We start from the raw sequence: 15,153 nt of genomic DNA on the forward strand, positions 1-15,153 counted from the left end.
GTTGTCCGGATCGGGCCGGAAGATCCTGGCCGCGGGCGCCGCCGTCTTCGACAGCTCGGGCCGCGTCCTGGTGGTCCATCGCCCCGGTCATGCCGACATCACGCTGCCCAAGGGCAAGCTGGAGCGCGGCGAGCATCCGGCCGTCGCGGCCGTCCGCGAGGTCGCCGAGGAGACCGGCGCGATCGTCGCACTGGAGGCCCAACTGCCGACGGTGCACTATCCGACGCCCGCCGGACCGAAGTCGGTCGACTGGTGGCGGGCGAGGCTGCTCGAGCAGAGGCCGCGTACCCCCGACGACGAGGTCGACCGCGCGTGGTGGCTGAGCCCGGCAGAGGCGGCCCGCGAACTGACCCACGACTCGGACCGGCAGACCCTGGCCGCGGCGCTGGCGGCCGGCCCCGGCCCGGCCCTGATCGTGCTGCGGCACGGCAAGGCGCTGGCCCGCAAGGCTTGGGACGGCACGGACCTGGCCCGCCCGCTGGCCCCGGCCGGGCAGCGCCAGGCCGACACGCTGGCGGACGTGTTGGCCGCCTACGGGGTGCGCACCGTGATCAGTTCGCCCGCGGAGCGCTGCGTGGCGACGGTACGCCCCTATGCCAGCCGCCACGGGCTCCGGATCGCGCTTCCCGCCGGTCTCACCGAACCCTGCGGGGAGCGAGATCCGGCACAGGTACGCCGGATCGTGGCCGACGCCGCCCGGGAGGCGGCCCGCACCGGCCGGGCGGTGGTGCTGTGCGGCCACCGGCCCGTGCTGCCCGACATGTTGCGCGCGGCGGGGCTGCCGGAGGCGGCCCTCGTCCCGGGCGAGCTGCGTACCCGGAATCTGTCCGCCGACCCCGCGTCCAGCGGGCCCGCGGAGCGTGATCCCTCCGGTATCGGCCGTTAACCCGCGGTTCACCCAAGGCGCACGGTCGCGTCACGGCGGGCGCTTAGCGTCCGAATCGGAAGTCAGCCGCCGGCTGAGCCATGAATCCGAAGGGATACCACTTATGAAGATGCGTGTGGGCGCCGCCGCGCTTGCCTCGGCGGCACTCCTGCTGTCGGCCTGCGCCGCGAACGAAGGCGGCGGTACGCCGGGTGGGGACGCGGGGGGCGGCAGCGCCCTCTCCGGCACCCTGGCCGCCGCGGGCGCCTCCTCGATGGCGTCGGCCCAGGAGGCCTGGGTCGCCCAGTTCCAGACCGCCAACCCGGACGTCACGGTCAACTACTCCCCGGACGGTTCGGGCGCGGGTCGTGAGGCGTTCACCGGTGGCGGCGTCGACTGGGCCGGTTCGGACCGCGCGATGAAGCCCGAGGAGGTGGCTCCGGAGGCGCTCGCCAGCTCGCGTTGCGCCGAGGGCAGCTCGGCGATGAACCTGCCGGTCTACATCTCCCCGATCGCGCTGATCTACAACATCGAGGGCGTCGACAGCCTGCAGTTGGACGCTCCGACCATCGCGAAGATCTTCAAGGGTGAGATCACCAAGTGGAACGACAAGGCGATCGCCGACCAGAACCCGGGCACGACGCTGCCCGATCTGCAGATCACCGCGGTGCACCGCGCGGACGACTCGGGCACCACCGAGAACTTCACCGACTACCTGAACGCCGCCGCCCCCAAGGTGTGGGACGCGGAGCCGGACGGTGAGTGGCCCTACAAGGGTGGCGAGGCCGCACCGCAGACCTCCGGCATGGTCGATGCCGTCACCAACGGCACGGGCACCATCGGGTACGCCGATGCGTCTCGCGCCGGTGACCTCGGCGTGGTCAAGGTGAAGGTCGGCGACAAGTACCTGGAGTACTCGCCGGAGGCCGCCTCGGCGATCGTCACCGAGTCCCCGAAGGTCGAGGATCCGGGCCTGTCGCCGAACGACCAGTCGATCGAGATCGACCGGAACGCCGAGGGTGACGTCTACCCGATCGTGCTGGTCTCGTACGCGATCGCGTGCGACCAGTACAAGGACCCGAAGACCGCCGAGCTGGTCAAGGCGTACCTGTCCTACATCGCCTCGCCCGAGGGTCAGCAGGAGGCGGTGAAGTCGGCCGGCATCGCGCCGCTGTCCGACGAGACCTCCCAGGCCGTCGCCACCTCGCTGCAGGCCATCAAGTGAGCATCGCGGGCGCCTCGCGTACCATTCCCGGGTGCGCGAGGCGCCCGCATGCACTCCCCGTCCCCAGCACGGCCGTGGATCGGGCCCGACCGACTGTCCGTCTTGTAGGAGAACAATGAGCAAGGTGACACCGGCCGCGCGCGCAGCCGCAGATCCGGCCCCGAAGGACCCCATGGAACCCGGCACCGTCACACCTCCCACCAGCAGCAAGCCGGTCAGCCGACTGGGCGACACCGTCTTCAGCGGCCTGGCCACCTGGTCCGGCATCATCATCCTGGTCGTGCTCGCGCTGGTCGCGGCGTTCCTGCTCTGGCAGGGCGCCCCGGCGCTGATCGCCCCGGCGGAGGAGCTGCCCTACGGGTCGTTCTGGCCCTGGGTCGGGCCGCTCGTCTTCGGCACCGTCTGGGCGGCGTTCCTGGCGCTGGTGATGGCCGTCCCGGTGTCGATCGGGATCGCGCTGTTCATCAGCCACTACGCTCCCCGCCGGCTGGCCGCCGGACTCGGCTACGTGATCGACCTGCTGGCCGCGGTGCCGTCGGTGGTCTTCGGCCTGTGGGGGATCAGCGTGCTCGCCCCCGCGCTCCAGCCGGCCTACTCCTGGCTCGCCGACAACCTGGGCTTCATCCCACTCTTCGCCCCGCCGGCGTCCGGCACCGGGCGCACGATCTTCACCGCCGCCGTGGTGCTGGCGGTGATGATCCTGCCCATCGTCACCGCCCTGAGCCGCGAGCTGTTCCTGCAGACGCCACGCCTGCACGAGGAAGCGGCGCTGGCGTTGGGGGCCACCCGGTGGGAGATGATCCGTACCGCCGTGCTGCCCTATGCCCGGCCCGGTCTGGTCTCGGCCGCCATGCTCGGTCTCGGCCGGGCGCTCGGCGAGACGATGGCCGTCGCCATGGTGCTCTCGCCGGCGCTGCTGATCTCGTTCGCGCTGCTGCAGCCGACCAACCCGAACACCATCGCCGCGAACATCGCCCTGAGCTTCCCCGAGTCCTACGGGCTCGGCGTCAACCAGCTCATCGCCAGCGGCCTGGTGCTGTTCGTGATCACCCTGGCCGTCAACATGATCGCGCGCTGGATCGTCAGCCGGCGCAAGGACTTCTCGGGAGCCAACTGATGGCCGTCACCACCGCACCCCCCTCCTCCGACCCCTCGCAGGCGCCCAGCCTGACCGGCAACCAGTTGCGCTGGCCCGTGCTGGTCGGCATCGGGATCGCCAGCCTCGTCCTGTCCGCCGGCATCTGGGCCGCGGCCGGCAGCCTCAGCCCGGTCCGCACGATCATCGTCGCGTGGCTGCTGTTCGCCATCGGCACGGTGGTCGCCTCCAGCGTCGTCGAGGGCGGCCGCAAGGCCAAGGACCGGTTGGCCACCGTGCTGGTCAGCTCGGCCTTCGTGCTGGCGCTGGTGCCGCTGATCTCGCTGGTCGTCGCGACCCTGACCAACGGCCTGGCGCGCTTCGACGCGGAGTTCTTCACCTATTCGATGCGCAGCGTGGTCGGCGCCGGCGGCGGCGCCGTGCATGCAATCGTCGGCACGCTGTGGGTGACCGGGATCGCCACCCTGATCTCGGTGCCGATCGGCCTGCTCACCGCGATCTACCTCGTCGAGTACGGGCGCGGCAACCTGGCCCGGGCGATCACCTTCTTCGTCGACGTGATGACCGGCATCCCCTCGATCGTCGCCGGCCTCTTCGCGTACTCGCTGTTCGTGATCTTCCTCGATCCGGGCACCAAGACCGCCATCGCGGGCTCGGTGGCGCTGTCGGTGCTGATGATCCCGGTCGTGGTCCGGGCCACGGAGGAGCTGCTGCGGCTCGTGCCGAACGAGCTGCGCGAGGCGTCGTATGCGCTCGGCGTACCGAAGTGGCGGACGGTGCTGCGGGTCGTCCTGCCGACGGCGCTGGCCGGCCTGGTCACCGGCGTGATGCTCGCCATTGCCCGGGTGATCGGTGAGACCGCGCCGCTGCTGGTGGCCGCGGGCTTCACCCAGTCGCTGAACAACGACCCGCTGGACGGCCCGATGATGACGCTGCCGGTGTTCGTCTACCGCTCCTATGTCGACCAGGGCAGCGATGCCGCGGCGTACCTGGAGCGGGCCTGGACCGGCGCGCTGACGCTGATCCTGATCGTCATGTTGTTGAACCTCGCGGGCCGGGCGATTGCCGCGCGCTTCGCGCCGAAGGGCCGCTGATCATGCCCGCCATCCCCCTGGGTGAAAGGAAAGTTCGTTGAGCAAGCGCATCTATGTCGAGGACCTGAACGTCTACTACGGCAAGTTCAAGGCCGTCGAGGACGTCAACCTGAAGATCGAGGCGCGTACCGTGACCGCCTTCATCGGGCCTTCGGGCTGTGGCAAGTCGACCTTCCTGCGTACCCTGAACCGGATGCACGAGGTGATCCCCGGCGCCTACGTCGAGGGCAAGGTGCTGCTCGATGATCACAATCTGTACGGGCCCAAGATCGATCCCGTGCAGGTCCGCCGCCAGGTCGGCATGGTCTTCCAGCGACCGAACCCGTTCCCGACGATGTCGATCAAGGAGAACGTGCTGGCCGGGGTGAAGCTGAACGGTGCGCGGATGTCGGGCAAGGCGACCGACGAGCTCGTCGAGCGGTCGCTGAGGCACGCGAACCTGTGGAACGAGGTCAAGGACCGGCTGAACCTGCCCGGCTCGGGCCTGTCGGGTGGCCAGCAGCAGCGCCTGTGCATCGCGCGTGCGATCGCCGTGCAGCCCGAGGTGATCCTGATGGACGAGCCCTGCTCCGCGCTCGACCCGATCTCCACTCTCGCCATCGAGGACCTGATCGGCGAGTTGAAGGAGAAGTACACCGTGGTGATCGTGACCCACAACATGCAGCAGGCGTCGCGGGTCAGCGACCAGACGGCGTTCTTCAACCTCGCCGCCCAGGGCAAGCCCGGCCGCCTGATCGAGGTCGGACCGACGGAGAAGATCTTCTCCAAGCCCGAGGAGCAGGCCACTGAGGACTACATCACCGGCAAGTTCGGCTGAGCCGGCACCGTCCCTTCGCACGCACACGCCCGTCGGTCTCCGGCGGGCGTGTTTGCGTGCACCCTGCCGACTGAGGCCGCGGATCCACCAACTCCCCCACATCCGCGAACCGAACCGGCACCCGCGAGCGGTACAACACCCGCGTCTGCCGAACCAGCCCGCGGATCCACCGACACCCCCACATCCGCGAACCGAACCGGCACCCGCGAGCGGTGCAACACCCGCGTCTGCCGATTGAGCCCGCGGATTCACCGGCAAGACCGCGGCACGCGGACGTTCGGCTCGATCCGGGTACGCCCCCGGGCCACCTACACTGAACCGCGTGAGTGGCCAGGCAGGGTGGTATCCCGATCCCGGGGGTCAGCGCGGCATGTTCCGATACTGGAACGGCTCCGCATGGTCCCACGAGCTGTCGCCGGACCCGGGTGCGCCGCCGCCCGGCCGAGGCGCCCCTGCCGGTCCCCCGCCGGCCCAGCGCGGCGCGTTCCCCGGCCAGCAACAGCCTGGCCAGCCCCAACCCGGCCAGCCCCAACCCGGCCAGCCCCAACCCGGCCAGCCGATGCCGGGCCGGGCGCCCACGGCGTACCCCGTCCAACGCCCGCGTTCCGGGGTGTTGTGGTGGGTGCTCGGCGGCGGACTGATCCTGGTGTTGATCATCGCCGGGGCGTTCATCCTGCCGGGCCTGTTCGGCTTCCGCGAACAGCCGGGGCTGCCCGGCGGTCCCGAGCCGGATATCCCCACGCCGACCAGCGTCTGCCCGCCGTTCCCCAGCGAGGCGCCGACCCAGGCCCCGCAGCCCAACGACGGTCGCGTCCATGCCGGCAACATGTCCTACCCGACGCTCGGCTCCCCCTGGTCGTCGCCGGCGCCGGACAACCGGGTCCCGTTCGGTCGCGACACCCAGTACCAGTCGGTGACGATCGAGGCCAACTACGACGGGATGAGCAGTTGGGTCGCGTCCGTGCTGATCGCGGAGCTGGCAGCCGGTGACGGCTTCTTCTCCCCGGAGCAGGGTTCGGAGATCGTGGTCAACTGCATCGTCGGATCGTTCTACGGCGATGCCGAGGTGACCCGCGACGACCAGGTCAACGAGGCACGGACGGTGGACGGCCGCGACGCGTGGCTGGTGGAGTCCCAGCTCAGCTTCGACATCCCCAACCTGAAGACCAAGGGCGAGCGGTTGATCGTGTTGATCGTGAAGACCACCGACACGACCTCGGCGCTGTACTACGCCTCGATCCCCGACACCTCACCGGAGCTGCTGGAACCGGCGCGGCAGACGATGGAGCAGTTGCGCGTCGACTGAGCCACGGGCTCAGTTCCCGGCGGCGGGCGGGGTCGGCAACGGACGTCCCGGACGGCAGTTGGCCCGGCCGACCTCGGACTTGAGCTCCAGCACCCGGGCGGCCTTGTCGGGCAACTGATTGGCGAAGGCTTCGTCGGAGACGGCGCGCTGGCGTACCCCCTCCATCATCGCCGCCAGAGTGTCGGGGTCGGCGGTGATCACCAGGTCGCCGCCGGCGCCCAGGAAGGCCGCCCCGCGCTCCACCACGGGCTCGGTCGCGGCTGCCTTGGCCACTCCAAGATCATCGGAGACGATCACGCCCGACCAGTCGAGCTGGATCCGCAGCATGCCAGTGATGATCTTGCGCGAGTAGACCGCCGGGGTGCCGGGATCGAGGTTCTCATAGACCGCCGACGACACCATCACCGAGTCGAGATTCTCGTATCCGACGAAGTCGCGCAGATCCTCCTCGGTGGTGGTGGAATCCACCACCTCCCCCTGCAGATCCGTATTCCCGACCACCCGTCCCAGTCCCGGGAAGTGCTTGGTGGCGGTCGCAATCTCGGCCTCGTCCATCCCGTTGATGAACGCCTGCGCCTTCTGGCGTACCTGCGCGGGATCGGAACCATAGTCGCGATCCAGCGCACCGATCGGCGTATTGGTGTCCTTGTTGTCCGCCGGCACCACATCGGCAACGGGCGCCAGGTCGTAGTCGATACCCGCCTGGCGCAGCGCCTCGCCCCACTGCCGGGCGTTGACGGTGAGCTCATCGTCCGACATCGCGGCCTGCGCGCTGGCCGACGGCATCTCCGGGAATCCCTCGCCCTGCAGGCGTTGCACCCGGCCACCCTCCTGGTCGGCCGCGATCATCAACTCGACGCCGCCGGGCTGACGCGAGTCCCCGCGCAGGGAGGAAGCGATCTCGCTCACGCCGGCGACCCCGGCCTCGGAATTGCCGAGCAGCAAGACATTCCCGACCCCGGTGTCGTCGAGCAGGTTCGCCGTCGCCGGATCGATCTTGCCGCTGCCGATGTCGACGCCGACCATGAACAACTGGGCGATCTGCTCGTTGCGGCCCATCGCGTCGACCAGGTCCACGCACAGCGGCTCGGTCGGGGTGCTCGGGGCGAAACTCGGTGTCGTCGGCACCGACGGCTGCGGGCCCGGGGCGGGCGGAGGGGGCGTACAGGCGGTGAACAGCGCCGCACCCGCGAGACCTGCGGCGAGCAACCGCGTGGTGTTGATCATCGGCCACCGCCGAGGGGCAGCGCCAACAGCGCGTTCTCGACCACCTCGGTGAGGGCCGGGTGGATCCAGTACTGCCCGCGGGCCATCTCGCGGGCCGGCAGGCCGAAGGTCATCGCCTGCACCAGGGGCTGGATCAGAGTCGATGCCTGCGGGCCCATGATGTGACAGCCGAGCAACTGGCCGCCATCGGGATCGGCGATCAGCTTCACCAGGTGATCGGTGTCCTCCAGCGCCCATCCGTAAGCGACGGCACCGTAGTCCTGGATCGCGATCACGTGCGGTACGCCGCCGCCGACCGCGTCCTGTTCGGTGAGCCCGACCGAGGCGATCTGCGGATCGGTGAAGATCGCGTGCGGGATGAATCGATGATCGGATTTGATCAGGTCATCCGGATGCAGCAGGTTGTGCTTCACCACGCGGGCCTCGGCATTGGCCACATGCTTGAGCTGCCACGGCGAGCAGACGTCGCCGAGCGCGTACACACCCTCGGCGGTCGTGCGCTGGTAGTCGTCGACGATCACATAGCCCGCATCGTCGACGTTGACACCGCCGGCGGCGGGATCGAGCTGCGCCGAATTCGGCGCGCGACCCGTCGCGACCAGCACGATGTCGGCCTGATAGGTGTAGTCCACGCCGTCCGCGTCGCGGGTGATCACGGCGGTACGCCCGTCCGCCCCCTCCTCGCAGGCGACGATCTCCTGATTCAGCCGCAGGGTGACCCGCTCGGCCGCCAGCTCGGTGAATCGGCGCGAGATCGTGATGTCCTCGGCGCGCAGCAGCGCGTCGGACCGGCTGATCTGGGTGACCTTGGCACCGAAGGCGGAGAAGATGTGGGCGAACTCGGCGGCGACGAACCCGCCGCCGATGATCACCACGCTGCCGGGCAGGTCGGGGATCCGCATCACCGTGTCGGACGTGTGTACGCCGGGCAGGTCCATCCCGGGCACATCGGGCAGCACGGGGCTGCTGCCGGTGGCCAGCACGATCTCGTCGGCACCGAACTCCTGGTCGCCGACGCGCAGCCGCTTCGGCCCGACGAATCGCGCCTCGCCGTCGAACAGCGTCAGGTTGTCGGCCTGCTGGCGCCACTGCCTGCCGCCGGCCGAGATCGGATCGATCCGGCCGAAGATCCGGTCCCGGATCTCGCCGAAATCGACCCCTTCGCGACGCAGGTCGACGCCCAGTCGCGCGGCGGTCGCCGGCGAGGCCGCGAGATCGGCGGGCAACACGAACATCTTCGTCGGGATACAGCCGACGTTGAGGCACGTCCCGCCGAAGACCGGGTTCCGCTCGACCAGGGCGACCGTCCGGTCCGCGAACGCTTCGTCGACGATCGTATTTCCCGACCCCGATCCGATGATCGCCAGGTCATAGTGGTCGCGCGGCCCGAGCATGGGCCCCATCGTTCCATGCCCGATCAACGCCTGCCGCGCACGGTCGCCGCGCGGCGCGCCCGCGCCTGGTGGGGTTGGCGGCGGACCGGAGGCGACGCGTACCGGGCGTGTGGCGCGGAGGGGTCGCCCGGCTCGCCGCGCGCTGTTGCGCGTGCCGGGCACCCAGGATCTGGTGCCGTCGTCATGATCCCGGGTGCGGCGTGGGTCCCGGATAGGGTCGGGCCATGACGGCGCGCTCGGTTGGCGGCGAGACCTCGCAGACCCTCGACCGCGGGCTCGCGGTGCTGGAGCTGCTGGCCCGCGCCGACCGCACCGGCGGGTGGACGGTCACCGAGCTGGCGGCCGAGCTGGGGGTCGGGCGGCCGGTGATCTACCGGCTGGTGGCCTCGTTGGGCGCGCACGAGCTCGCGGCCCGGGGCGAGGACGGCAGGATCCGCCTCGGCCTGGGCGCCGGCCGGATCGCGGGCGCCGTGCTGCCGGTGCTGCGCGCGACTGCCATGCCGGTGCTGCGCGCACTGGCCGACGACCTGGGCGTGACCGCGCATCTGACCGTCGCCGAGCACGATGCCGCGTACGCCCTCGCGGTCGTCGAGCCCCGGGTCGCCGACCTGCATGTGGGCTACCGGGTGGGGACGCGGCATCCGCTGGACGCCGGCGCCGCCGGCCGCGCGATCATCGCGGGCCGGGAGGCCGGGTGGTCCGAGCCGCAGCCGGAACCCGTGCGGACCAGCGGGGAACTGCAGCCGGGCGCGCACGGACTCGCCGCCCCCGTCCTCGGCCTGCCCGGGATCGAGGCGTCCGTCGGCGTCGTGGCGCTCACCGAGCTGGATCGCCCGGAGTACGCCGCGCGCGTCCTCCGCGCAGCCGACGACCTCCGCCGCGCCGCGGGCTGAGCCGATCCGCCGGTTTGAGCCCGTCGAGTCACCGCCTGTCCAGCCCGTCGAGACCCCCGGCCGGTCGAGCCCGTCGGGGTCCCCGGCCGATCGAGCCCGTCGAGTCCACTCCTATCGCCGATACCGACCACTCGCCCCAGTTCTGGCCGCCACCGCACCCTCAAACCCGCCGAAACCCCGACCAGTGGTCGCTTTCGGCACGAGATCTCGACGACGCAAGGCCGGCGACGCAAGGTCTAGGAGGCGCGAGGTCTAGGGGGTCGAGGTCTCGGGCGCGCGAGGGGCGCCGGCGCTCCTTCCTCGCTTGCCCGACCAACGCTTGCCCGACCAACGCTTGCCCGACCAACGCAGGCCCACCGGGTCAGCCCACGCCAGCCGCCAATACCGACCTCTCGCCCCAGTTCTGGCCACCACCTCAACCCCAAACCCGCCGAAACCCCGACCAGTGGTCGCTTTCGGCGCGAGGTCCCGACGGCGCAAGACCGGGTCAGGAACGTTCGACGGCGGCATGGACGAGCGGCAGCGTCCGCGTACCCAACAACTCGGCTAGCGCGATCACGGTGGAGGTCCGCACCACCAGACCGTCCGAGACGACCTGGTCGATGACGCGCTGCAGGTCGGCATTGTCGCGGGCCACCACCCGGGCGAAGACGTCTCCGTCACCGGTGATGGTGTGCACCTCCAGCACCTCCGGAATCCCGGCCAGATGCCGGGTCACCCGGTCGTGCCCGTCGCGCTGGGAGATGGCGAGCGTGCAGAATGCCATCACCCGGTAGCCCAGGGCGGCCGGCGAGATCGTCGGTGCGAGGCTGGCGATCACACCGCGCTCCATCAGCCGGTCGAGCCGCGACTGCACCGTCGCCCGCGCCACCCCGAGGGTCCGCGAGGCGCCGAGCACACCGATCTGCGGTCGTTCGCAGAAGAGGGTGATCAGCCGGCTGTCCAGCTCGTCGATGCCGCGTTTCATGACCGCAAAGTGTATAGACGCAGCGCCTTTGTGCCTAGCATTTTGCGCACCGTGATCACATCGATTCCGAGTGGTTGCCCAGTGACACGGACACCGCGACAGTTTGTGCCATGACTGACACGCTGAACCTCACCCCGGACGAGCGCGACGCCGAGCTCGACCTGAACCAGCTCAAGCAGCTCGTCGGCCTGGTCGAGTACGACGCCGCGACGGACCGCTTCCCGGTGACCGGCTGGGACGCGATCGTCTTCGATGTCGGCAATGCCACCATGACCGCGAACTACTACCAACTGGTCTGGGGCATGGACCTCGTCGCCTATGCGGGGCCCGAGACCGGTCAGCGTGACCACAAGTCCTTCGTCCTGAAGTCCGGCTCGATCCGGTTCGTGATCAACGGCGCCGTCGATCCGGACTCGGTCCTCGCCGATCATCATCGCCGGCACGGCGACGGAGTGATCGACATCGCGCTCGAGGTTCCCGACGTCGACAAGTGCATCGAGCAGGCCCGCCGCGCGGGAGCCACGGTGCTGGTCGAGCCGCACGACGCCTCCGACGAGCACGGCACCGTGCGTACCGCCGCGATCGCCACCTACGGCGAGACCCGGCACACCCTGGTCGACCGGAGCCGCTACGACGGCCCGTATCTGCCGGGCTACCGGCCGGCCGAGTCGAGCCGGGTACGCCGGCCAGGCGAGCCGAAGCGACTCTTCCAGGCCCTTGATCACATTGTCGGCAATGTCGAGCTCGGCAGGATGGACGAGTGGGTCGGCTTCTACAACAAGGTGATGGGCTTCGTGAACATGGCGGAGTTCGTCGGCGACGACATCGCCACCGACTACTCCGCGCTGATGAGCAAGGTCGTCGCCAATGGCAACCACCGGGTGAAGTTCCCGCTCAACGAGCCGGCCGTCTCCAAGCACAAGTCGCAGATCGATGAGTACCTGGAGTTCTACCGAGGCCCCGGCGCCCAGCATCTGGCCGTCGCCACCAACGACATCCTCGCCACGGTCGACGCGCTGCGCGCGAACGGCGTGGAGTTCCTCGACACCCCGGACTCCTACTACTCCGACCCCGAGCTGCGCGCCCGGATCGGTGAGGTACGCGTACCGATCGAGGAGCTGCAGTCGCGCGGCATCCTGGTCGACCGCGACGAGGACGGCTACCTGCTGCAGATCTTCACCAAGCCGCTCGGCGACCGGCCGACCGTGTTCTTCGAACTGATCGAGCGGCACGGCTCGCTCGGCTTCGGCAAGGGCAACTTCAAGGCGCTGTTCGAGGCGATCGAGCGCGAGCAGGAGCGCCGCGGCAATCTGTGAGGCGTACCCCACTGGTGTTGCGCGTCAGGTGATCACCAGATAGACGATCGCGGCAATGCCGATGATCACGATCAGGATCCGCAGCGCCAGCGGGGGAAGCTTGCGTCCGAACTTCGCGCCGAGCAACCCGCCGACGATCGAACTCACCGCGATGATCGCCACGACACGCCAGTCGACCGGCGCGACGAAGGCATAGATCACGCCGGCGACCAGATTGACGATCGCCGAGAGCACGTTCTTGATCCCGTTCAGCCGCTGCAGTGGCTCGCTCAGGAACAGGCCGAGCGCACCGATCAACATGATCCCCTGGGCGGCGGTGAAGTAGCCGCCGTAGATGCCGATCAGGAAGATCAGGAAGTACACGATCGGAGAGGTACGCCCCGGCGCAGCCGCCTCGCCCTGCCGCTTCTTGGTCCAGCGCGAGATCAGCGGCTGCACGGCCACCAGCAGCACCGAGAAGCCGATCAGGAACGGCACGATCGCCTCGAACCAGGTGTGCGGCAGCAGCAACAGCAGGGCGGCGCCGCAGATCGCGCCGAGGAAGGACGCCACGCCGAAGCGGATGATCCGGGAGCGCATCCCGGTCAGCTCGTGCCGATAGCCCCAGGCACCGGTCATCGAGCCGCTGATCAGCCCGATCGCGTTGGAGGTGGTCGCGGTCACCGGCGGATAGCCGAGCGCCACCAGCGCGGGGAAGGTGACCAGGGTGCCCGAACCGACGACGGTGTTGATCGCGCCGGCCCACAGCCCGGCCAGCGCGATCAGGACGATGTGTTCGATTGGCACCGGCCCAACCTAGGGGATCGCCGCCGCGGCGCTCACCCGGAGGTACGCTCGCCCGGCGCCCGCACCCTCCGAGCCTCCCGCCCGTCTCAGCGGGCCGGCAGGATCGTCCCGCTGACCTCGCCGAGGCCGATCCGCGCGCCGTCGGGGCCGGGCGCCCAGCCGGTGATGGTGACGGTGTCGCCGTCGGCGAGGAAGCTGCGGGTCTCGCCGCCACCCAGCTCGATCGGCTCGGTGCCGTTCCAGGCCAACTCGAGCAGGCTGCCGCGCTCGCCCGGCCGGCCGCCGGAGATCGTGCCTGAGGCGAACAGGTCGCCGGGCCGGATCGAGGCGCCGTTCACGGTCAGATGGGCGAGCATCTGCGCCGGCGACCAGTACATCTCGGCGTACGGCGGCCGGCTGACCACCGTGTCGTTGATCCTGACCTCCAGCCGCAGGTCGAGGCCGAACAGCCCCTCGCCCCGCAGGTAGTCCAGGGGTTCAGGCTCCTGTGCCGGCAGCGGCACCCGGGCGTAGCGCAGCGCCTCCAGCGGCGTCACCCACGGGCTGATCGAGCTGGCGAACGACTTGCCGAGAAATGGCCCGAGCGGCACATACTCCCAGGCCTGGATGTCGCGCGCCGACCAGTCGTTGAACAGTGCCACCCCGAACAGATGATCTTCGGCGGCGGCCACGCCGACCCGCGAGCCCAGCTCGGTGCGCCCACCCACCACGAAGCCCAGCTCGGCCTCGATGTCGAGCCGGACGCTCGGGCCGAAGACCGGCGCCGGGTCGCTCGGCGCCTTGCGCTGACCGACCGGCCGGGCGATCTCGGTGCCGCTGACCACGACGGTGCCTGACCGGCCGTGGTAGCCGATCGGCAGGTGCTTCCAGTTCGGCGTCAGCGCGTCGGCATCCGGCCGGAAGATCGAGCCGACATTCGTGGCATGGGCCTCGCTGGCATAGAAGTCGACGTAGTCGCCGACCTCGATCGGCAAGATCAACTCGACCTCGGCCAGGTCGAGCAGGTGCGGCTCGATCTCCGCGCGCCGCGACTCGTCGGCGAACGCGGTGATCAACCACGCGCGCGCCGCCCGCCAGGTCTCGGGATCGGCGGCCAGGAAGGCATTCAGGCTGGGGTACGCCCAGGCCTGCGCGAACGGCGTACCCTCCGCCGCCCGGGAGGCATCGAGCACCCGATCGCCGATCCGCACCCCGACCCGGGGCTCCTGCCCCGGCGCGCGGAACACCCCGTAGGGCAGGTTGTCGACGCCGAAGAGATCGTCGGCGGGCAGGTCGAGCCAGGTCTTCACGAAAGCTCCTCAGGGGTGGGGATCAGGTCGAGCCGACGCAGCGCGCCGATCGGGTCGGCCACCTCGCAGCAGCCGTAGGAGGTGAATCGCGCGCGCACCGCGCCGGCACGCTCGGCGCCCAGGCCGGCCACCTCCGCGGCCAGCGCGCGGGCGTCCTCGCCGACGAGCGCCTCGGCCACATCGCCGCCGGTCAGCGCGGCGTCAACCGCCAAGATCAGATTCAGGAAACCGAACTCGTGGGTGCCGTCCGGCAGCCGGCGGTACGCCGGGTGGTGCAGCCCGCCGGTGAACTTCACCGTCGCGCCGCTGCCGACGGTCGCGACCAGGAACCGGGCAACCTCGCTCGCCGGGGGAACCGCGTACGCGGGGGTGGCGCCGAGTCGCAACTTCGCCCTGGCGCCGGCCGCGGCCAGCGCCGGCACGTGCTGCAGGTCCTCGGCGGCGATCTCGACGGCAAGCGGTACGCCGAGGTCGAGGCCACGCCGCCACTCCGAGTCCGCTGCCAGCTCGATGCCCGCCAGGGTGTGCACGGGCGAGCCGGCCGCCGCGCGGGCGGCGCCCAGCACTTCATCCAGGTCGGAACCGGGCCGCCCGATCACGCCGATCGCCAGTGGTTCGGGGGCGGCGAGGGCGTCGGCGACCAACGCCGGCGGAAGCAGCAACGGCCCGACCAGCGCCGCGTCCGCCGTGCCCTGCCGGGCCAGCCACGCTCGTACCGCCTCGGGCCCGGGATGATTGCCGGGCGGGAACACCGCGGCATCGTCCAGCAGCCTCGCGAAGAGGACGTCGTCCGGCGTTGACATGGCGCTCACGCTACTGCATCCTGACCGCGAAATCATTACAGCTTCGTCCGATTACCGGACATCCGCCGGGACCGG

The 15,153-nt window shown here is 70.3% G+C and carries 14 protein-coding genes; 8 read left to right on the top strand and 6 right to left on the bottom strand.

The genetic code is table 11. The features are described from left to right. Position 1 precedes the first annotated feature (1 nt). The 6 genes from ACXDC7_RS00460 to ACXDC7_RS00485 all read left to right on the top strand — a co-directional run bounded on the left by ACXDC7_RS00460 (position 2) and on the right by ACXDC7_RS00485 (position 6,403). Positions 2-886, top strand: coding sequence for an NUDIX hydrolase (locus ACXDC7_RS00460; protein WP_459220823.1), 885 nt, complete (start codon positions 2-4; stop codon positions 884-886). Positions 887-989: 103 nt separating this feature from the next. Next, positions 990-2,090, top strand: coding sequence for a phosphate ABC transporter substrate-binding protein PstS (gene pstS, locus ACXDC7_RS00465; protein WP_179445338.1), 1,101 nt, complete (start codon positions 990-992; stop codon positions 2,088-2,090). Between the two features lie 115 nt (positions 2,091-2,205). Further along, complete coding sequence (gene pstC, locus ACXDC7_RS00470; protein ID WP_343045928.1) at positions 2,206-3,207, top strand: phosphate ABC transporter permease subunit PstC; 1,002 nt, start codon at positions 2,206-2,208, stop codon at positions 3,205-3,207. Continuing rightward, positions 3,207-4,280 carry a phosphate ABC transporter permease PstA gene (gene pstA / locus ACXDC7_RS00475; protein WP_459220824.1) on the top strand — a complete coding sequence of 358 codons (1,074 nt, stop codon included), beginning with the start codon at positions 3,207-3,209 and terminating at the stop codon, positions 4,278-4,280. Before pstC ends, pstA begins: the two co-directional genes overlap by 1 nt. 37 nt (positions 4,281-4,317) lie before the next feature. Beyond that, complete coding sequence (gene pstB / locus ACXDC7_RS00480) at positions 4,318-5,097, top strand: phosphate ABC transporter ATP-binding protein PstB (RefSeq protein WP_179445336.1); 780 nt, start codon at positions 4,318-4,320, stop codon at positions 5,095-5,097. A 322-nt stretch (positions 5,098-5,419) separates the two neighbouring features. Continuing rightward, positions 5,420-6,403, top strand: coding sequence for a DUF2510 domain-containing protein (locus ACXDC7_RS00485; protein ID WP_459220825.1), 984 nt, complete (start codon positions 5,420-5,422; stop codon positions 6,401-6,403). A 9-nt stretch (positions 6,404-6,412) separates the two neighbouring features. Here the strand turns inward: ACXDC7_RS00485 and ACXDC7_RS00490 are convergent, their stop codons facing one another. Together ACXDC7_RS00490 and ACXDC7_RS00495 are read right to left on the bottom strand one after the other, a co-directional pair. After that, positions 6,413-7,630 carry a glycoside hydrolase family 3 protein gene (locus tag ACXDC7_RS00490; protein ID WP_179445334.1) on the bottom strand — a complete coding sequence of 406 codons (1,218 nt, stop codon included), beginning with the start codon at positions 7,628-7,630 and terminating at the stop codon, positions 6,413-6,415. Continuing rightward, positions 7,627-9,024 (bottom strand): mycothione reductase, encoded by a 1,398-nt coding sequence (locus ACXDC7_RS00495; protein ID WP_459220826.1) that lies wholly within the window; start codon positions 9,022-9,024, stop codon positions 7,627-7,629. Before ACXDC7_RS00495 ends, ACXDC7_RS00490 begins: the two co-directional genes overlap by 4 nt. Positions 9,025-9,248: 224 nt before the next feature. Between ACXDC7_RS00495 and ACXDC7_RS00500 the strand changes: the two genes are divergently transcribed. Beyond that, positions 9,249-9,917: a helix-turn-helix domain-containing protein gene (locus ACXDC7_RS00500; RefSeq protein WP_179445332.1), complete on the top strand. Its 669-nt coding sequence runs from the start codon at positions 9,249-9,251 to the stop codon at positions 9,915-9,917. A gap of 487 nt (positions 9,918-10,404) precedes the next feature. Here the strand turns inward: ACXDC7_RS00500 and ACXDC7_RS00505 are convergent, their stop codons facing one another. Next, a complete protein-coding gene (locus ACXDC7_RS00505) occupies positions 10,405-10,884 on the bottom strand; it encodes an Lrp/AsnC family transcriptional regulator (RefSeq protein ID WP_459220827.1) in 480 nt (159 codons plus the stop codon). Between the two features lie 110 nt (positions 10,885-10,994). Between ACXDC7_RS00505 and hppD the strand changes: the two genes are divergently transcribed. Next, positions 10,995-12,200, top strand: coding sequence for a 4-hydroxyphenylpyruvate dioxygenase (gene hppD / locus ACXDC7_RS00510; protein ID WP_459220828.1), 1,206 nt, complete (start codon positions 10,995-10,997; stop codon positions 12,198-12,200). Positions 12,201-12,224: 24 nt separating this feature from the next. On the opposite strand, the gene ACXDC7_RS00515 is transcribed toward hppD, so the two are convergent. From ACXDC7_RS00515 to ACXDC7_RS00525, 3 genes are all read right to left on the bottom strand, one after another. After that, on the bottom strand, positions 12,225-12,986 hold the full coding sequence (locus ACXDC7_RS00515; protein ID WP_459220829.1) for a sulfite exporter TauE/SafE family protein: 762 nt from the start codon (positions 12,984-12,986) through the stop codon (positions 12,225-12,227). Between the two features lie 86 nt (positions 12,987-13,072). Continuing rightward, a complete protein-coding gene (gene fahA, locus ACXDC7_RS00520; protein ID WP_179445326.1) occupies positions 13,073-14,275 on the bottom strand; it encodes a fumarylacetoacetase in 1,203 nt (400 codons plus the stop codon). Beyond that, positions 14,272-15,087 (bottom strand): hypothetical protein, encoded by an 816-nt coding sequence (locus tag ACXDC7_RS00525; protein ID WP_459220830.1) that lies wholly within the window; start codon positions 15,085-15,087, stop codon positions 14,272-14,274. The genes fahA and ACXDC7_RS00525 overlap by 4 nt, the downstream gene beginning before the upstream one ends. Positions 15,088-15,153 lie beyond the last annotated feature (66 nt).

This window comes from Naumannella huperziae (assembly GCF_054073625.1).